Raw genomic sequence first — 20,420 nt, 5'->3', positions numbered from 1 at the left:
AAATCAATTCAAAATTCAAAATTCAAAATTCAAAATTCAAAATTGAAGAATTTCTGCCTCCTCTTTCCCAATGCCCAATGCCCTTTTCACAATTCAATTACTGCCTTAACTTGCATATTAGTTAAGGTGGCAGCTTTTCGGCTGGAGGCTTCATCTAGTCGGATATGAACTTCCACGACTCTGTTGTCGATATTGCTGACGGGATCTGTGTTGATCACATTCTGCCGTCGCACTTGCAAGCCTTTGCGATCTACGATTCCCTGCAATTCAATCGGGAGGTAATCACCAAATACTTGCACTTGCTGCCCTGAATGCACTTTGCCAATATCGCTTTCGTAGACTTCGGCTATGACATACATCTGGCTGGTTTGTCCAATATCTGCAATGCCATCATTTGATACCAATTCCCCTGGATGGGTATGGATCTCAAATACCTGTCCATTTTCAGGCGATCGCACTTCGGCCTGTTTGAGATTGACTTTTGCCAGATTCATCGCTGCTACGGCACGATTGACTTCTGCTTGGGCAACTTCTACATCTACTCCCCGCACTTCGGCAATTTCATCAAGTCTTGCTGTGGCTTCTTTGACTTGTTGCTGGCTAGTTGATTGCGTACGATTTAATTGTGCCTGTGATTCTTGTAGGCTTTTTTGGGCGGTTTCCAAGTTTAAACGCTTGCTATCCCGTTGGGAAGCGGAAATTGCGCCCTGTTGATCTAGTTGCTGATAGCGTTCGTCTTCTGCTTGGGCATTACGCATTTCGGCTTGGAATCGCTCAATTGTCGCTGCTTGGGCATTAATATCACCTTGGCGTTCTGCTTCTAGGCGGGCGATCGCGGCTTTTTGGGCGGCAATTTCACCGTGTTTAGCACCTGCTTGGGTGCGATTTAGGTTTGCTTGGGCGACTTTTACTTGTTCTTGCGCCTCTTTTAATGCTGCTTGCAAGCGATCGCGGCTGTTCAAAATTGCAATCACCTGTCCTGCTTTTACCCTATCCCCCTCCTTCACTAACAACTTTTCTACCTGACTTCCTTCCGCAGACACCGCAGCAGAGAGTTTTATTACCTTTCCCTGTGGTTCAATCCGCCCTAAAGCTGTTACCGTTTTTAACTGTGGCAATTGTGTTGCTGGCATTTGTGCCTCTGAATTGGCATAATTTTGCCAGCGTTTTACTATATAAAAACTTATTCCGCCAACCAATAAAGATGCAATTATACCTATAGCAACGGATGGACGCAGAATAGACTTAGGGAACGTTCTGTACCCTAGCTTTGAGTTTCGCACCATAGATTACCTCTTAACTAGTGGCGCAGAAAAAACTAAATAGATTAAGCTTTTCTCCTTAACTTGTTAGTTATTGTTCATTTATTGGTTTAGAGTCCATAAAAAATGGAAGTTGTTGATAATTTACCAACCGACTGCGATTTAGCCGGATCGGATAACAACAAGTCACTCTCCATTATTCAGAGACTTATGTTCCTGACGAACTACCTTTGTTTTTTGAAAGTCTTCAGGTATAGTAAACGGTTTTAAAATTACGAGTTGTAACAGCGCCAACAATCAGAGGTAAATTCAGTCAGCTAAAAAGCTTATCGGCGATCGCCAGTCTCTGTAATTGCTACGTCTAGTGGAGCGACTTCTGCCTATGTTAAGGAAGGCTACACAAATCTGCGGTTGGAAATATTCCTAGAAGTAGCTACAACTTTTGGCGCAATATTCCGGGCAACTATAGAAAGTTGGTTGTAGCATCTATACAAGTTACAAACAAAAAGATCCCCGACTTCTTGAAGAAGTCGGGGATCTGAGCCTGTCGTGTTGGCAAATCAAATAGAATTGTTATATATGCTTTTAGTAAGTAGATTGAATCAATCCTAAATCAGTAAAGAAACGTGAATCTCCCATTGATTATTCGTGCTGAAGAACACAACGAGAAAACGGCGATTGCTACAACGGACGAAGCATTTACCTATCGGGATTTGCTGCATACTTCCAGTCAAATAGCAACAGGTCTTCTTAAAAATGTAGAAGATTTACAAGAGCAGCGAGTTGCTTTTCTGATCCCGCCGGGGTTTGAGTATGTAGCCACTCAATGGGGGATTTGGCGGGCTGGTGGCATAGCTGTACCTCTGTGTATTTCCCACCCGCGACCAGAATTAGAGTATGTCATTACCAATTGTGGAGCATCGATTATTGTTGCTCATCCCAATTTTGAAAGTATACTGCGATCGCTCGCTAATGAACAAAATTTGCGATTTATCCTCACCTCAGAAACGCTGCCATCTAATGTTGGTCGCCTCCCAGAGGTAGATATCACTAGACGCGCCTTAATTCTCTACACGAGCGGCACAACAGGTAAACCGAAGGGTGTGGTTACAACTCATCAAAATATTCAAGCGCAAGTGACTAGCTTAATCACCGCTTGGGAATGGACATCTAGCGATCGCATTTTGCATATACTGCCACTACATCATATTCATGGGATTGTTAACATACTGACCTGTGCTTTATGGGCTGGGGCGGAGTGTCATATGTTGAGCTTTGATGCCAAAACCGTTTGGAACCGAATTTGTCAGGGTGACTTAACCCTATTTATGGCAGTACCGACGATTTATGTAAAGCTAATTGCGGCTTGGGAAACTGCCTCTAAGCAAAGCCAAAAAAGTATGTCAGAAGGCTGTGCTAAGATGCGCTTGATGGTTTCTGGCTCGGCGGCGTTACCAGTTGAAGTTTTAGAAAAGTGGCAGACCATCAGCGGCCATTTTCTGCTTGAGCGATATGGGATGACGGAAATTGGCATGGCGCTATCGAACCCTTTACACGGTGAACGGCGATCAGGATATGTGGGAAAGCCTCTGCCTGATGTTGAAGTCAGGTTAGTGAATGAAAGTAGACAGTTAGTCCCAGCAGGAACACCAGGAGAAATCCAAGTTAAAGGCCCCGGGGTGTTTCTAGAATATTGGCAAAACCCCCAAGCAACCGCCAAAGCTTTCCAAGATGGCTGGTTCTGTACTGGAGATATCGCCGTAGTTGAGAACGGCAACTACCGTATTCTGGGACGGATGAGTGTGGATATTATCAAAACAGGAGGGTATAAAGTTTCAGCTTTAGAAATTGAAGAAGTGCTGCGATCGCATCCAGATATTCAGGAATGTGCAGTAGTTGGGGTTGCAGATATAGAGTGGGGTGAACGGGTTTGTGCCGCATTAGTATTGCAACGGTCACAATCTTTAACATTAGAATCTTTCAGGAGTTGGGCAAAAGAGCGATTGGCTGTCTATAAGGTGCCAACCCAAATTCTGACGGTTGAAGAGTTACCTCGCAACGCTATGGGGAAAGTGATTAAGCCAACAGTGGTTGAGCTATTTCGCTCATAGCGATCGCCTGTTCGATTGAAGTTGCTGGAATTTTCCATAAATTTACTATAGCAGTCTGTTTTGATTTTTGAAAAACCAAGCTTGCTGAAAGTTACCCCATAATAGTGGTTAAAAAATAAACGAAGAGAGTCACTTCCTAGTTCTCTCAAATACTCAGCATTTAAGTAATTTTTGAACCTCTTTTCCTTAAACCAAAATAACAGTTTGAATATTACAACAAGCAAAAATAATCTTTTACATAAATTTGTAGCATATATAATTACTATTTAAAACTTGAGAATAGAAAACTATGGAAGATTTATACAATATTTTAGAGACTCTAAAAAAAGAGCCATATCGTCTAGGAAAGCACTCTATATTTAATTTAGAAGCTTTTTTCTTGGGATATGATTATGCAATGCATAACACTCAATCACCATCATACAAGAAATTTCGACAAGAATTTAGTGAGTTGATTAGATGGATTTGCAACAAATATAGCGCGGGTAAAAATCGCGCATGGTCTAGTGTAATACTTTTTTATTCAGAAGATGAAAGAGATGCTCTAGATAAGTTTTTTGAATTGTCTGATGAGTTTTTTGCTCATAAAAAACATTTAGAAAATCAATACTCTGATAATAATAAGGATATAAAAAATGACTGATTTATACGATATCATAACACAAATAAAAGATGAGCCAATTTTTTATTTAGGAAGGCGTTCTCTTATTGCTCTTTCATGCTTTTTTACATGGATATAATGTTTCTAAACGGGAACTTCAATTACCTAAAACAGAACAAGAAAAAGAATTTGAAAAATTTCCAGAGTGGATAAAATGGAAATCTATGGTTGAATTAAGTCAATCATGGGAGAAAATAATTCTGTTGTATTCTGACGATGATGTGAAAGCTTTCAATAAATTTTTTGTTTTATTTGAAGAATTCGTCAATAGAGATAAAATGTTGGAAAATGAAAAAAATCTCTAAAATTTCAATAGGTTAATGTTTTAAAACCATACTTTAATCTTTAAAATTTTTGGTTGACAATGAATATTTAAGCCCTGAATAATAAAAACTAAAATTAGAAGATATTAAGAAGTGAATAAATCTAGTTTTATAGCAGCTTTCATAATATAGCAATCCTATCTGATTTGTGAAAATTCTCGGTGTCCAGATCCCCGACTTAGTAAAAGTTGTCGGGGATCTAACTTTTCACGAATGATTTAGAATTGCTATATAGGACTCGTATTTGATTTTTGAAAAAAATCAGTACACCCCGAAAAGGCTTCTTCCCCACTCCCTGTCCACGCAAATAATTATGGCTACGCCACGCTGGGCGAACAAAAATCAAAGCAGACTGCTGTATCTATTCTTTGTGATGATCAAACCGAATTCCGAGAAAGATGTCATAAACAAACTCAAAAAAGTCCTTTTTCTGTAACAATCCTGAAGTTTGATAACATCCTTTTTCATCTAATAGGGGCTTCATCAGATAATAGCTGGGCTGATAATTGTACCAAGGAATAGAAGGCCACAAATGATGAATTAAGTGGTAATTTTGTCCCATAATCAGGATATTGAGAACTGGGTTAGGATAAACGCGAGCATTTTTCCAGCGATCGCGCTCCGCAAAAGGACGATGGGGCAAATAATCAAAAAATAATCCTAGTGCTATCCCCACCACAAAAGCCGGTATAAACCAAAAATTGAGAATGTAACCCAAAAAGTGGTATTGCACTGATATATAAACAATTACGCCGACAATTAAACGGCTGATGAACCATTCTAATAGCTCATATTTACGCCACAGTTGCCGTTGAAAGAAAAATACCTCGTGGTATAAAAACCGCACTGCAATCAACCATAGCGGCCCACCCGTAGAAACATAATGATCTGGATCGTTTTCGGGATCATTAACATGGCCATGATGCTGTAAATGCACCCGCGTAAACACTGGAAAAGCAAAAGCTAGCATTAAAGCACTGCCATGCCCTAACATCGCATTAATCATCCGGTTGCGATGGGCAGATTGGTGACACGCGTCATGAATTACCGTTCCAGCACAATGCAATGCAATAGTGTTAACGCTAAAGCACAGCCAGTGCGGCCATTCCCAAAGCCAGTAACCAAAGCTAGATAACACCAACATTGCCACAGCTACCAAAAACAGCAGTAGTGTGGGATTGAAATCACCAGGAGGCGCTAAAAATTCCTTGGGTGGGATCGTCAGTGGCTTTTTTGCCTCCGATGTGATCATTTCTAACATTGACTCCTTCTTGAGCAAATATTTATTACAAATATACGATAAAGATTATCAAATAATAAAGTTTTACAAAGTATTGTATAGCAATATTTATCTACAGCTTTGCATATCAGCAGATGAATAACGCTATGATTCCAGACGAGGACTAGTCTTTACTGATAAGTGGGGTATAACAATCGGCAATAAATTGATGGGATAAATTCCTTGGTGGAGAGGTATGGATACAAGATTGATGTACGATATCTAGTCTATCCCACAGCCTCCACTTTCTCATAAATCCTCTCTAACTGCTTATCTATTGATATAGCAGTGACTGAAAAGGAGATGCGACTTAAGTTACGATGACTTCCCAGATAGCTCCCTAACTTCAGCCCCTATGCAATTAAGAGATTCTCTGCGCCGGACAAAAATTGTCGCTACTATTGGCCCCGCCACTAGCAGTCCTGAAATGCTCAAGGCGATTATTGAAGCGGGAGCCACGACGCTGCGGCTAAACTTCTCTCATGGAACTCATGCCGACCATCAGCGTAGTATTCGCTTAATTCGGCAAACTGCCTTTGAACTAAATCAGCCAGTGGCTATTCTCCAAGACTTGCAGGGCCCAAAAATTCGCTTGGGGAAGTTTGACAACGGGTCTATAGTTTTGGCAAAAGGCGATCGCTTCACCTTGACAAATCGTCCAGTGGTCGGTACGCAGGAAATTAGCTGTGTCACCTACGATTATTTAGCCGAAGAAGTTCCGGTTGGTGCAAAAATCCTCCTCGATGATGGACGAGTAGAAATGCTGGTGGAGGAGATTAATCGGGACAAAGGTGATTTGCATTGTCGGATCACCGTGCCTGGAAAACTTTCTAATAACAAAGGCGTAAACTTTCCCGGCGTTTATCTGTCAATTAAGGCAATGACCGACAAAGACAGAGAGGATCTGATGTTTGGTCTGGATCAGGGTGTAGATTGGGTGGCACTTTCCTTTGTCCGCAATCCCCAGGACATGATCGAAATTAAAGAGCTAATTTCCAGTACAGGCAAGCAAGTGCCAGTCGTGGCCAAAATTGAAAAGCACGAGGCCATCGAACAAATGGAGGCGATTCTGTCTTTGTGTGATGGCGTGATGGTTGCCAGAGGCGACTTAGGGGTAGAATTGCCAGCAGAGGATGTCCCCGTACTCCAAAAGCGGCTAATTGCCACAGCAAATCGCTTGGGGATTCCGATCATCACCGCCACCCAGATGTTAGACAGCATGGTGAGCAATCCCCGTCCCACTCGCGCTGAAGTGTCGGATGTGGCAAATGCGATTTTAGATGGCACGGATGCGGTGATGCTCTCCAATGAAACCGCAGTGGGTAGCTTCCCTGTAGAAGCAGTGGCGACGATGGCACGGATTGCCGAGCGCATGGAGCAGGAGGAAGTCCAACACTTAAACTTACGTTCTTTGAGAGATACCCGGCGATCCATTCCCAATGCTATTAGTCAAGCTGTAGGTCAAATTGCCGAACAACTAGGCGCAGCAGCAATCATGACCCTAACGCAAACCGGGGCAACAGCTCGCAATGTCTCTAAGTTCCGTCCCCAGACACCGATTTTGGCAGTGACACCCCATGTGAATGTGGCGCGACAGCTACAAATGGTGTGGGGAGTAAAACCGCTGTTGGTGTTAGGATTACCTTCCACTGGTCAGACATTTCAAGCTGCGATCAACGTAGCTCAGGAACTTAAGTTACTGTCTCAGGGAGATTTAGTAGTGATGACTGCTGGCACACTCCAGGGAATTTCCGGCTCCACAGATTTGATTAAGGTAGAGGTGGTGACGGCAATACTAGGTCACGGAATTGGACTGGGACAAGGTTCAGTGAGTGGTCGCGCACGGGTGGCTAATACTGGCATGGATGTTAGTAACTTTAATCCTGGAGACATATTAGTTGCACCCCGCACTAGTGCCGATTTTGTTGAGGCAATTCGGAAAGCTGCTGGGATTATTACAGAAGAGGAAAGTCTCACAAGTCACGCAGCAGTGATTGGTTTACGTCTCGGTGTGCCAGTGATTGTCGGCGTAAAGCAGGCAACGCAGGCGATTCGGGATGGGGCAATTATAACCCTGGATCTACAACGGGGTTTGATTTACTCTGGGGCAGTGAGAACGGCTTAGTAGGAGGGAGTGGGGAGTGGGGAGTGGGGAGTGGGGATAAGAATTAATAACCAATGCCCAATGCCCAATGCCCAATGCCCAATGCCCAATGCCCAATGCCCAATGCCCCATGCCCCATGCCCAATGCCCAATGCCCCATGCCCCATGCCCTATGCCCAATCCCTTTATGAAACAGTTGCGATCGCAACCCCAAGCCATCCAGCAAAGTTTTGCTGCTGTGTAGAATCAGGATGCTCAAGAGGCTTTACCTGATATCGAGTGGGATGTGGTGACGCTAAAGTAATGGAATAGGTACGCAGTTCGTCTTGGTGGAAAACTGTAACCTCGATTGTATCGTTTGGTTGGTAATCTTTGAGGCGATCGCTTAAACTATTCCCCATTACCTTAATCCCATCAATTGCTAGCAACTCATCACCTGCATCAATTCCCTTTATTTGTGCTGGTGAACCAGTCTCCACAAACTTAATAATCTCCCGCCCATTCTCTGTATTTATTCTCACACCCAGGTAAGGTTCTTCCTGCTGATCAGCTACTAACTGCAAACCAAAGGGTTTCAGGTACTGATTCCAAGGCAAATCGTCAATGCCATCAATGTAGCGTTTAAAGAAATCAGTCAAATTGATTCCGGCAACAGATTCTATAACTTCCTGCAACTGTTCTGGAGTATAGCCAATTTCAGCTTGTCCAAATTGCTGCCACATTTTCAGCATCACGTCATCAAGGGAGCGCTGATTGTCGTGAGTAGAGCGAATCAGTAAATCCAGCAACAACGATACCATTTCTCCTTTTAAATAGTAGGAAATTTGGGAATTACCGCTATTGGCATCCGGGCGATAGAGTTTAATCCAAGCATCAAAACTCGACTCGGAAGCAGGTTGTACCTTGCGCCCCGGTGTCATTTCATATCTGGTAATTTCTTTACCCAAGTTATTCAAATACGACTTAACATCGTAAATTTCCGCCCGCAAAGGAATTAACAAGTCATAGTAACTAGTAGTGCCTTCACAAAACCACAATGATGGTGTGTAGTTTTCCTGGTCGTAATCAAAAACCTCTAATGCTTTTGGGCGAATTCGCTTGACATTCCACAAGTGAAAGAACTCGTGTGCTACCAACTGGATAAAGCGATCGTACTTATCCTGAGCGCGAAACCCAAAACGGTGGTAAATTAAAGAGCAAGAATTTTTATGCTCCAAACCGCCAAAAGCTTGACTAAATAAATGTAGCAGAAACACGTATCGTTCATAGGGCAAACCGCCGAACATCTTTGCTTCTACTTGAACAATTTTTTGGATATCAGCAATCAATCGCTGGGTTTGGAAATTACCCTGTCCCCAGATTGCCAGTTCATGGGGTTTTCCCAAAACCTCAAATTTATACAATTGGTGCAGACCAATCTCAAACGGAGTATCAACAAGAGTATCAAAGTCGCCAGCCAAGAAAGTATTCGTTTCCTCAGCAATGGGTGGCAAGGCAGTAGTTACCTGCCATTCCCGGCGTGGTGGTACGATGGTGATGCGAATGGGTCGGTTCTCGCAACCCGGTATTCTAAAAAAGAGTGCCGCACCGTTAAAATAACCGTGGCTTGGATCTAAGTGATTTGTCCGTACCGATAACTCATTCGCAAAAATGCGGTAACGTACAGTTAATTCTGAAACATCTATTTTGTCTATCTGCCAGTGATTTTTACTGATCTTCCGCCAAGGTAAAGGCTTATCCTCTGCAAAAGCCACAAAATCCTGTAAATTCTTGGCGTATTCCCGGACTAAGTAGGAACCCGGTGTCCATACCGGCAATTTTAAATCGAGAATCGGCGAGGGGTAATCGACAAGGTGTAAAGTCACCTCAAACAGATGGGTTTCTGGTTGGGACATTGCCACCAGGTAATGAATCCTTGGCCCGGTTTCCTGGACGTAGATATTGGGACGAGTTGCTGTTGCTTCAGTCATCTTGTGTGCTGAGTTAATAGTCGATAGGTAATATCTCCCATCATGACAAATTCGCCTTTTAACTTTTGGCTTTGGCTTTAAATGGAAACGGCGGCTATTTGCTGCGGCTGGTAGTCAGAACCAAGTTTATTGGCACAAAAGCCGGTATCCCGTACTTGATTTGGTTCAATTGTTTTTCCCCAGTCCAAAGGAGTTACTACATACTGTATCGCTCCTTGCTGCTTAAAATCTGCGTTCCAAGAGTTATTAATCTTAGCTTGATTCATCTTAAATCCCAGTTGCCAATTGCTAACCTTGGTATTTCCCTGATTTGTAATTTTGAAACTGACACAAAAACCAGTTTTCCAGTTGGAATTGATGTCAGTAGTTACTTTTAGTTGGGCAGTGCTAGTCGGAGATGGCGAGACAGAAGCACTTGGAGTTGGGGAAATAGAAGGATTACTCGGTTGGTCTGGCGGTTGAACTTGTACAGGTGAGAGCAGTTGAGACAGTAATTGCTGCTTGGGTAGATCAATACTTTGCCAATCATCTAGTAAAATTCCGCCTGTATCACTACTATCAGGATTCCAACTCCAGTAAGTAAAGCTCAAGTTATTTTTTTGAATGTATTTCACCAACTCATTTTGCCAAATTCCTTCTTTGGAATTTAAGTCTACTTTCCGTCCGCCAAACTCGCCAATTAAGATGGGAGCAATATTCTCACTAGCGATATAGTTAAATCCTATTTGCCAGCGTTCAATTAGATTTTTAGGAAAGTTAGAGGCAGAAAAGTAGGGCTGATTGTACACCCCAGCGCCGTACTCATGAGGAGAATAGACTAGTTTGTGAGAAGGAGATAAACGTACTGGGTAGCTCTTTACACCTTCTAAATTCCCACCATGCCAATGCTCTAGCAGTTTTTGACCAGGGACATTCTTTTCTACTCCTTCAACGACAATCAGCCAATTAGGGTTGACACTGAGAATAGCATTGCCTGCGCGTTCTGCTGCTAGTCGCCAGTCGGTATTGATGTTGTTATCACCCCAGCTCGCTTTGCCGTGAGGTTCGTTTTTTAAGTCTGCGCCGATAACATTAGCTTGATTTTTGTATCGGATGGCTAACATTTTCCAGGTATCGATCCAGTCTGTTTCCGTAAATCCATCTCCATACCATAATTCTGGAATTTGCTGGTCGTTGAGACGGTGGTTGTCAAGTAGGATTAGTAATCCTTGGCGTCCTGCTTCTTGAATGATTAAGTCCATTACCTCTAAGGGGGTTTTACCTTGGAGTTCTATGTTGCTGCCAATTCCAAACTCAATGTTACTTACATTAGGCGATCGCAATGCTGCCACAGAATAAGGTAGCCGGATCACGTTATATCCCAAGCTTTTAATTTGTACCAATATTTCTTTATAATCTCGTTTCCATAAACCATGAGGGGCGTGCGTATCAGTTTCCATACCAAACCAGTTAACACCTCTGAGCAATACAACCTTGCCTTTCGCATCCACAATTGTTCTACCAATCGTTGAAAGCGGTAGCTCTATGGGTGTCGCAGCCCTAGAAGCATTTAGCTGGATACTAGCAGGTAGTTTAGTCAAAATTATTACTAAAAATACCACTAAGCTTAAGGAAAATATCAGGAATTGCTTGTGTAACCTGAATGTTCTTGGTTTACTTTTAGAGATCACTCGCATAATTTTATTACTTTTCCTGGAGATCTTTTCTACGTTTAATTATTTAAATAAATATGTAACTTTTATGATAAACAATATACATTTTAAGTATCTTTACTTAAAAACTGTTTTTAGATATATAACTATTTCATCGAGCATAAATTTTTAGACTCTGATTACAATGCATTTATTTGGCAGCTTTTTAGTTATTAAATTAACATTCCATATATCTAACCCTCTAGTAATCTTAGAGCAATATTTAGCTACTATTGTTTCTGTATCCGCAAAAATTGGCTAGTGGAAGTCAAGAGCGCTAAAATCTTTGACTGGTAATACCTATAAACTTCTGTCTATATTTTGTATTTCCCTTTATACAACCTGCGTTAGTTACTTAATTTACAGAAAGTTTACGTAATTTACTGAGTTCTTCATGAGTTAGCTATTGAAAAAATCTTGTAGAGAGAATAACTTAGATATTAAGGCAGTACACATATTGAGTGACCGTGAAAACTCTAAATAAGTTAGATGTTACAAGCGGTAAATATATCTGCTGCAATCTATCCATAGTCTTTTATTTTACAAAAGTTTTCTGATATGACACTTTCTGCACTGCAAAAATTTTTACTACCACCTGCGATCGCTTCTCTAAGTGTATTTTCTTTAATGTCATTGCCCCTTGCGACACTAGGCGATAAACAAATTGCCATCAAATTCCAGGAAGAACCTATTTTTTCCGGCAAACTTAGAGATATTGCTATTCCTTACGTAGTTTTTGCAACTGCACTGAGTATCGGGTCTGGAATTTCAGCACTCGCTTTCTGTGGTTGGCGAAATTCTTCTGACAAATCAGCGAAAATTCGTGAGGAATTATCTAATCTAGAGCAACACCTACTACAAAAAGAAACATTACTAAAAGAATGGCAAGTGTCCGAGCCTCGGCTGCAAATTTCTGGATTGAGCGCTTTTTTAGATGACGAGATGCCTTTTGACCAAGCTCTCAGTTCAAAAAGCTCTGCAATAACTGCATCTCAACCTATTGGAGCGCAAACCCCGACATCAATGTACACACAGCCAATAAATCCTGTACCAAAGGTTGCAACTCAAAAAAATAGCACTACGACTATGACAAATGTTGCTGCTACTTCTGCATTTGCATCTGCTGAAGCTTTCCTTAGCTATGCTCAAGAAAATCCGAACAGCATCAAACAAACTCTTGCGGGTGAAGTGAATCAAACAGCAATCATGTCATCAGAATTTGAAGAGTTGCAAAAACAAATTAAAGAGATGATGTTACAGATGCAGGCAATGCAGAACAATTTGCAACTAACGCCCCAAGCAACAAATGCTGAGGTGGAATCCACAGCTAAATTTCAGATTTACTACAATACGGTTATTTGAAATCTACTTAAATCTGTTTATCAAAGAGCAAAAGCTGAAGATAAACAGGTTTATAGCGACTTAAGGTGAAAACCAGCCTATAACCCAATACGCTTGGGTTAAGGCTAAAACTCTTTGTCAAAGTCAATTTTTTTAACGAACCGCAAAGGAGAGGCAGCGCGTTGCGGTGAATCCAGCGCTATAGGGGGGTTTCCCGCCGTAGGCGACTGGTGAACCCGAAGGGGGGTTCCCACGCCACTCCCCCCAACGGAGGGAACCTCCGCAAGGGGGTGGCTAAGAGTTGTAGCGACTGCCGTCGCAAAGGAAGAGAAGGAAGAGAAGCAAGAAATGCTTAACTGAACTGTATTGGCCTATAACCAGCTTTTAGCAGATTATCTCATTATCTCGTTCCCAGTCGGAGACTGGGAATGCCTATTGGGGGGCTGCCGCCTTCCTGACTCGCGGCAGAGCCGCAATTGAAGAGCATTTCCAGCCAGAGGCTGGAAACGAGGTTTTAAAGGGGTAAAGGTAACGTATTTGCGTCATTGCGAACGTTGGTGCAGCCTCTGGTAGAGAAGCAATCTCATCAAGACTGGGATTGCTTCTCTACACTGCGTCTGGTAGAGAAGCGTTAGCGTCTGACTCGCTCTCCGTGGCGCTATGCGCTAAAGCGTCTCCAAGAGTTAGGGAGAAGACCACACTTTTCGCTCCGTTTGAAACTCTCTTCTCTAGGAGACGATGCACTTCGGCAAGGCTCAGTGACCATGCAAACAATTTTGAATTGTTAATACCAATATTAATTCTCACCTAAGAAACTCTGAAGGAGTCACATAGGCATTCGTCTGCCTATTTTTAGCCGGTGCAAGTAAGGTCGTTTTAGAAGCTATGGATTGCGGCGGGATTTGATATCGGTTTCCCCAACCACCATTCAAGTCTTCCGGTTGCGGACGAGGTGATATTGTTTTCCCCGTAGGTAGGGGTATTGTTAAGCTTTGGCTAACTTGTAAATACTTTTCACCTTCGTTAGTAAAGCGAATCAACTTGCTTTCAAGCTTTTCAAGCTGTTGATTTTCTGACTTTAACTTTTGAGGGTTTTGATTATCTGACTGTTCCCACTGACTAGCAGGATCGAAAATAGCGACAAATGTAACGGCATCTTCTGGAAACAGTCGTATTTGTGCTAGATTTCCTTGCCAGGCTTCCTGAAAACTACCATTGGGTGAAACTTGCCACAGATTCAGCGCGGCCTCCCATTGTCCCTGTTTCACTTCCACAATTTGACGAGCCAGAATTGAACGGTTAGTATTTGTGTCTGAGTTCAGCAAAGCTTCTGCTTGTCCTGATACTGGACGCAAATAACGCACAGCCACCACTGTAATCTTGCTAGACTCAGGCAGATTACTACTACCGACGACGTTGTATACGCCTTTACCTGATATAGGTTGTACATTTTCAATTTGCATCTCCACCTTTTCTTGTGCTTTTTGAACACAGCCATAACTGGTAGCTAAAAGCATTAAGCAAATGGCTACCTGGAGATTAGCAGTAGTTAAAGCTTTAAATTTGGGAATAATAGTCTTTAAATCAAGATTTTTCATGATAAAAGGCAATATTTTTGGCTTTTTTGTAATTAACTCAGCTTTTTACCTATTATGCCCAATTTATTCTTATAAATAACAAGTTTTATGACTCTTAATCTAATTAATTGAAAATTGCAAAGTTTATGTAATCTAGTGGCTAATACTCATTAGGTTTGCTAAAGTTGCGACATTGAATAACCTAAATATGTAGTTGTTACTCAACTAGGCTGATGAGGCAAACAGTACTCGATTGTTATAAATTTACTTTTCCAAGCCAGTACCACAAGGTTTATCCACTGCTTTGCACTGTCGCCGTTTCGATTTGCTGGGTACTGACAGTGAGCGAAAAGTCTTCAGCTCAAGTCAACCCATCTCAGCTACAAACTAGCGACTACCAATTGGGTTTAGCAGAACCGCTACCAGTGCCTCAATTGCTTGTGAATAACCGTCAATCGCAGTCAAGATCGCAAACATTGCCTGCTTTACCCGCGACGACTGGTGTAGCAGCTGCACCGATCGCCAATCCAAAATTTGTACAGCAGAAACCAGCCAACGATCTCCAACAACTGGAGAGTGTCTTCATTCAACAGCAGGTGACTGGAAAAGCCCCGCCAGTACCACGCAGTTCTGTTGCACCAAGAGTGACAGCAGGTGGGGACACTTCTGACCTTAATTTAGGATTCCAGGGACAGATGAACGCCTTGGAGCCGCCAATTAGCTCAGTAGTAGCCCCACTGCCACCACTAGACAACTCATCTGCAACCCAAGAATTCACTGCACCAGCAGCACCAACTTTTAATCAAGTACTCAGTTCTCAAGCAGCTCCCTCGCCACCACTGGCTAACTCGTCTGCAACGCCAAAATCAAGTGCACCAGCACCAACTTTTAATCAAGTACTCAGTTCTCAAGCAGCTCCCTTGCCGCCACTTCCCAACTTGCCTGCAACGCCAGAATTGACTGCACCACCAGCACCAACTTTTAATCAACAATTACTCAGTCCACAGACAAAACCATCAGTCCCTAGTACTACTCCCACTCCAATCACAGTACTACCAGTTACGCAATCAGTAACTACTCAACAACGCCCTCAGCTTACTAGCAATAGTTTAAGAGAACCCTCTTTACAATTCCAAGGAGTTTATATCAACCAAGACGGTGACACCACAGCACGGGCGAGACTGACGGGATTCTATCCACTTTCTCCCCAAACTTTGGTTGGGGCAACTTTGGATTTAACCAGCCAAGGTAGCAAATTGGATGACTCTCGAAACGACGGTTTAAACGTCAACGAGCTTTATTTGGCGACTTCTCTGCCAGGAGTGCCTAATCTACGGTTTGTGATCGGTCAAATAGATTTAACATCTTACTTTGATCGCAACAGCTTTGCTAAAGATGGGGCAAGTCAATTCTTTAATCCGGTGTTTCAAACTAACCCAGCACTGGCGGCGACGGGGATTAGTTCACGCACTAGTTTATTAGTCAATTGGAGTGTCACCGACAATATTGAAGCGAAAGCTGCTGTCTTTTCATCAGCGAACAAAATCGGTGACTTTTCCTTAGATGGATTTGCCGGAGAAATTGGCATCCGTTACGGCAATGCGATTATTCGTGGTACTTATGCCAGCGATCGCGATGCTGGTGTTGGTGATAGCTTCCTTGAAAGCTACAGCATTCCCAGAGGTAACAATCAATTTGGCCCTCAGAAAGACGATCGCGAAGAATCATATGGCCTCAACGCCGAAGTCTTTATTCCCAATCTGAAATTAGGTTTGTTTGGGCGCTATGGTCACTACGAAAATAGTACTTTAGGAGAGGGTGCAAATACTTACGTCTTGGGAGCCAGTTTATTAGATACGTTTACCCCAGATGACCGATTAGGTATAGCTTATGGACGCCCTCTCTCTAACGAGAGTCTGCGTCGTGGAGACCGTCCAGATGTATTGGAAGTGTATTATGATTTTAAGTTTCTTGATAATCTGCGGCTAGGCTTTTCGGTTCAGGAACGTGATAATTTCTCCGATACAGTCTTCGGTATCAGGGTGAAATCAGAATTTGATGTGACTCCAAGACGGGGAATTAGTCAATGAGTCAAAACAACATACATAAAAGCCAAAAAGTAAAAGCTAAAAGAATTAAATATTGTTCTCTTTTTACTTGTTCATTTTTGCTTTTTACTTATTTAGTAACTGTGCCGCCTTTGGGCAGCATTGCCCCTGCTCAAGGGCAGAACATACCTGCATCGGCACAAAAGGGTTTTGCATTCTTAAAAAAGGGCTTAATTAATGATGCGATCGCAGCCTTTCAGCAAGCCCTCAAAAGTCAACCGCAATCTTCGCCAGTTAGGTTAGGATTAGCGATCGCTTTTCGCAAAGCCGGACGTATTCCCGAAGCTTGGAATGCTTATCAACAAGTACTGGCGGTAGACTCCAACAACCAACTAGCTTTAAAAACGGTTGGTCTATTAGCTACTTATCGTCCTGAGTGGAATTTAAAAGGAATTGAGGCTCTGACAACTTTATTAGAGTTGAATCCCAATGACTCAGAAGCTCGCAATTACCGGGCTAGACTCTACTCCTATCAAGGACAATTAAGCGAGTCCTTAGCAGACTACCAAATCGCGTTGAACAACAACCCGACGCCGGATGCAGTCCTTGGTGCAGCTCAAACTTATAGTTACAGTGGGGATTTCCCGAAAGCACTGGAGTTGTTTAACCGCTACCGCTCTAATGGCAAAGCGATTACAGGGTATGCAGCAGTAGCCTACGGTCACACCTTACGAGAAACAGGCAATCCGACGGGGGCAGTACAGGTGTTAGAAGCGCAGTTGCAGCGCTCCAAGAGCCTTGACCCGATAGCAATTGAAACTCGCAAAGAACTAGCTGTGGCATACCTTGTCAATCAACAACAAGCCCAAGCATTGGCGGTCTTAGATGTATTACAGGGAAGACCAGATGCGATTTTGCCCTTAGCGCGATCGCTCAATGAAATTCGCAAGTACACCAATAACCCCACCCTCACCCAGCAAGTTTTCAATCTCTATGGTCAAGCCCTCCAAACTGATCCCAACCCTTCTCCGAAATTGCTGCGCGAAGTCGCTGATGTCTTTACTGGGTTCCCCGAAGGACGGCAAACAGCACTGCAACTGTATCGACGGGTAGCATTAGAATTTCCCAACGATCAAAGTTTGTTAGTGCAGCAATTAGCTTTGGAAAATCAGCTAGGTTTACTCGGTAAAAATGACTTGAAACAGCGTTTGACGACTGCAATCCAATCACTGCCGAGCGATCACGTGCAGTTACAACAGCTAGCTAATGCCTTAGTCAACATTGATGCTCCAGATCCAGAATTTTTACCTATATACCAAAATATTTTGCAAACAGGGGTCAACGCACCATTTTTGAATTTCCGGGTGGCGCAAATGTATGTGCAACGCCAAGACTTGAATGGCGCAAGGCAAGCCTTGGTAGCTTACACAGCTACCCCCGCAGGTACTAAAGACCTCGCACCCCAGTTACTAGCAGCAGAAATTGAGCGTCGTGAGGGTAGTCTCGAAGCTAGTGCCCAGCGTTACCAAGCTGTGCTTGCTAGCAAGCCAAATAGTAGCGATATTATTGATGCTGCTTTGGGCGGACTGGCTGGAGTGCGACTGCAACAAAAGCGTTTTGATGAGGCTGTAACAGTTTATGACCAGCTAATAGCTCGTAATCCTCAAAATTTATCGATTCAACTAGGGCGTGCTAGTATCGCCTATCAAGCCAAGCGGATCTCCCAACCAGAAGCAGAGGCAGTTTTAAACAATTGGTTAGCTACACAACCTGCAACCAATACTCCTCCAGAACTATACAGTTTGCTAGGAACGCTGCCTACAGATCCGCAAAGAGAAGCTTTATATAGTTACCTGCTAGAAGCTGACCCTAGTTCCATACCATTACAACTGCGCCTATTACAGGTGATTGCAAAACGTAATCCAGCCCAAGCACAAGCGCGGATGAAGCAGTTGATTGCTCGCATTCCCAAGAATTCTGACTCATACCAGTTGCAGGCAGAGTTGGCTCGATCTGTAGGTGATTTTAATTTGGCTAGCAGTACTTATGAGAATATTTTGGCACAACAACCGGATAACATCGATGCCCTAGCGGCTTTGGGCGGAATTCGCTTTGAACAGCGCCGCTTTGAATCGGCACAGGAGATTTATGCTCAAGTGTTGGCACAAAAACCAGAAGACAAAGGCGCACGCCACGCCCTCGCTGGATTGAATGCGATTTTAGATCAGCCTTTGACGGCGCTGGCGCAGCTAGAAAAATTGCAACTAGAAGCCGCCGCCGAAGGAGGAATTGATATTGATACATCTCGGCAAATACAGCAAATCCAAACAGACTTTCTGCAACGACGAGGATTTCAACCCCCTTGGGAAGACTATCAACGTCGAAACGGGAATTAGCGATCGCTTAAATTTCTTTATGAAAGTTAATTTTCAACAACTACTCGGCTAATGTTTTATAAATCAAACTGTTCTTAGGATGTGGCACTTCCCAAGAGTGGCAGCTATTGCCAGCCTGATTGGTTTATCTGCCTGTATCTCTAGTTACTCGGCAGCAAAACCCAAAACATCGGATAACCTAACTCCGGTGGCAAACCTCCCCACTGAAGGTAGTAGTCAAAATCTGACTAGATTTTTCGCTGATCTTCCTGAATCCACCCCTAACCGGGAATTACTAGCCCAAAGCTGGGACAGCTACCGCCAAAGATTTATTCAGTCAGATGGGCGGGTGATTGATTATGAAGCAAGCGATCGCTCAACTAGTGAAGGTCAAGCTTATGCTTTACTACGAGCAGTACTGATTAATGATCCGGCAACTTTTGCCCTAACCTTACACTGGTCGGAAAATAACCTCCAGCGCCAAGCGGACGGTAAACGCACAGATAGTTTGTGGGCTTGGAAATGGGGACGAAAGGAAGATGGTAACTGGGGTATCATCGATACCAACTTTGCCAGCGATGCAGATATAGATGCGATTACTGCCCTGATTTTAGGATCACGCCGTTGGAATCGACCCGAATACTTGGAACTAGCAAAACTTAAATTGCAAGATTTATGGAACCTGTCCACCATCTCAGAAGCCCAAGGTAAGCGCTACCTGTTACCAGGGTCTACAACTGCATTTGTCCCGAATGCATCTACCTTTTACCTCAATCCCTCTTATTTTGCTCCCTATGCTTTTCGCATCTTTGCACAAGTTGATCCCCAACATGATTGGTTGAGTTTGGTAGACAGCAGCTATCAAGTGCTAGAAAATTCAGCAAAGCTTTCTAGCGTGGGTTTACCCAGTGACTGGGTAGCTCTAAATACCAAAACAGGACAATGCCAAACCCTACCAGCATCTAGCACCCTGAAGAGTTTGTATGGCTTTGATGCCTATCGAGTCTGGTGGCGTTTGTCGTTGGATGCTGCCTGGTTTAATTCACCCCAAGCGCAGCGCTATCTAGTGACATCCACTCAGCACCTGCGAAAACTGTGGACTAAACAATCGAGTCTACCAGCACGCATTGATCTCCAAGGGAAAGCATTAGTGAATTACGAAGCTACATCCCAATACGCTATGTTATATGCCGCTATGCAATTGGTGGAACCAGTAACTGCTCAAGAACTGCTTGTGAAAAAAATACTGCCTCAATACAAGCAAGGAGTTTGGGGAGATCAGTCGGCTTATTATACCCAGAATTTGGCTTGGTTAGGATTGCTACCTCCAAAGACAATACCCCAGCGACTGCTTATCGGCAAATGACATCCTCCGATGCTGAATTAGAGTACGGGCTTCCCAAACTCATGATTGAGTATTTGCCTTTTATTCCCAGCAGACTGACTCCGATTGATTTCCTTTAGAAAATACGAGGAGATGATTTTTAAGTCAACACACTTCAGTTAAGCATTTCTTCCTTTGCGTCCTTTGCGACGGCAGTCGCTCATGGGGGAGACCCCCAAGACCGCGCTGCCTCTCCTTTGCGGTTCGTTGAAAAAATTGACTTTGACAAAGAGTTAAACCTTAACTAAACCGGATTGATTTTTAAGTTCTAAAAGCACCGAATTAGTTGTAGTT

13 protein-coding genes and 1 pseudogene are annotated in these 20,420 nt (G+C 43.2%); 9 read left to right on the top strand and 5 right to left on the bottom strand.

The genetic code is table 11. The annotated features are described in order from the left end of the window. Positions 1–86: 86 nt before the first annotated feature. On the bottom strand, positions 87–1,286 hold the full coding sequence (locus PUQ00_RS04165; protein WP_300413462.1) for an ABC exporter membrane fusion protein: 1,200 nt from the start codon (positions 1,284–1,286) through the stop codon (positions 87–89). 312 nt (positions 1,287–1,598) lie between these two features. On the opposite strand from PUQ00_RS04165, the pseudogene PUQ00_RS04160 reads away from it, so the two are divergent. From PUQ00_RS04160 to PUQ00_RS04145, 4 genes and pseudogenes are all read left to right on the top strand, one after another. Continuing rightward, positions 1,599–1,742 (top strand): annotated as a pseudogene (locus PUQ00_RS04160) (sulfite exporter TauE/SafE family protein); the annotation flags it as partial. Between the two features lie 146 nt (positions 1,743–1,888). Next, entirely contained in the window at positions 1,889–3,373 is a 1,485-nt protein-coding gene (locus PUQ00_RS04155) for an acyl-CoA synthetase (protein ID WP_300413460.1), read from the top strand. A 289-nt stretch (positions 3,374–3,662) separates the two neighbouring features. Beyond that, entirely contained in the window at positions 3,663–4,016 is a 354-nt protein-coding gene (locus PUQ00_RS04150) for a hypothetical protein (protein ID WP_300413458.1), read from the top strand. Positions 4,017–4,081: 65 nt separating this feature from the next. Further along, positions 4,082–4,339: a hypothetical protein gene (locus tag PUQ00_RS04145; RefSeq protein WP_300413456.1), complete on the top strand. Its 258-nt coding sequence runs from the start codon at positions 4,082–4,084 to the stop codon at positions 4,337–4,339. Between the two features lie 379 nt (positions 4,340–4,718). Here PUQ00_RS04145 and crtR read toward each other — a convergent pair whose 3' ends face one another. Further along, entirely contained in the window at positions 4,719–5,609 is an 891-nt protein-coding gene (crtR, locus tag PUQ00_RS04140; RefSeq protein WP_300413531.1) for a beta-carotene hydroxylase, read from the bottom strand. A 382-nt stretch (positions 5,610–5,991) separates the two neighbouring features. Between crtR and pyk the strand changes: the two genes are divergently transcribed. After that, a complete protein-coding gene (pyk, locus tag PUQ00_RS04135; RefSeq protein ID WP_300413454.1) occupies positions 5,992–7,761 on the top strand; it encodes a pyruvate kinase in 1,770 nt (589 codons plus the stop codon). A 164-nt stretch (positions 7,762–7,925) separates the two neighbouring features. Here pyk and PUQ00_RS04130 read toward each other — a convergent pair whose 3' ends face one another. Together PUQ00_RS04130 and PUQ00_RS04125 are read right to left on the bottom strand one after the other, a co-directional pair. Continuing rightward, on the bottom strand, positions 7,926–9,710 hold the full coding sequence (locus PUQ00_RS04130; RefSeq protein ID WP_300413452.1) for a M61 family metallopeptidase: 1,785 nt from the start codon (positions 9,708–9,710) through the stop codon (positions 7,926–7,928). A 77-nt stretch (positions 9,711–9,787) separates the two neighbouring features. After that, a complete protein-coding gene (locus PUQ00_RS04125; protein WP_300413450.1) occupies positions 9,788–11,386 on the bottom strand; it encodes a cellulase family glycosylhydrolase in 1,599 nt (532 codons plus the stop codon). 573 nt (positions 11,387–11,959) lie between these two features. Here PUQ00_RS04125 and PUQ00_RS04120 point away from each other — a divergent pair. Beyond that, complete coding sequence (locus PUQ00_RS04120) at positions 11,960–12,763, top strand: hypothetical protein (protein WP_300413448.1); 804 nt, start codon at positions 11,960–11,962, stop codon at positions 12,761–12,763. Between the two features lie 782 nt (positions 12,764–13,545). Here the strand turns inward: PUQ00_RS04120 and PUQ00_RS04115 are convergent. After that, positions 13,546–14,340, bottom strand: coding sequence for a hypothetical protein (locus PUQ00_RS04115; protein ID WP_300413446.1), 795 nt, complete (start codon positions 14,338–14,340; stop codon positions 13,546–13,548). 212 nt (positions 14,341–14,552) lie between these two features. On the opposite strand from PUQ00_RS04115, the gene PUQ00_RS04110 reads away from it, so the two are divergent. The 3 genes from PUQ00_RS04110 (at position 14,553) to PUQ00_RS04100 (ending at position 20,108) form a co-directional block, all read left to right on the top strand. Continuing rightward, a complete protein-coding gene (locus PUQ00_RS04110) occupies positions 14,553–16,409 on the top strand; it encodes a carbohydrate porin (RefSeq protein ID WP_300413444.1) in 1,857 nt (618 codons plus the stop codon). Continuing rightward, on the top strand, positions 16,406–18,763 hold the full coding sequence (locus PUQ00_RS04105) for a tetratricopeptide repeat protein (protein ID WP_300413442.1): 2,358 nt from the start codon (positions 16,406–16,408) through the stop codon (positions 18,761–18,763). Before PUQ00_RS04110 ends, PUQ00_RS04105 begins: the two co-directional genes overlap by 4 nt. A gap of 79 nt (positions 18,764–18,842) precedes the next feature. After that, on the top strand, positions 18,843–20,108 hold the full coding sequence (locus PUQ00_RS04100) for a glycosyl hydrolase family 8 (protein WP_300413440.1): 1,266 nt from the start codon (positions 18,843–18,845) through the stop codon (positions 20,106–20,108). The last annotated feature ends 312 nt before the right edge of the window (positions 20,109–20,420 follow it).

Source organism: Nostoc sp. S13 (genome assembly GCF_029379315.1).
Classification (GTDB): Bacteria; Cyanobacteriota; Cyanobacteriia; order Cyanobacteriales; family Nostocaceae; genus Nostoc.
The sequence above is the reverse complement of the archived record's forward strand: the minus strand, read 5'-3'. Positions and strand labels throughout refer to the sequence as shown.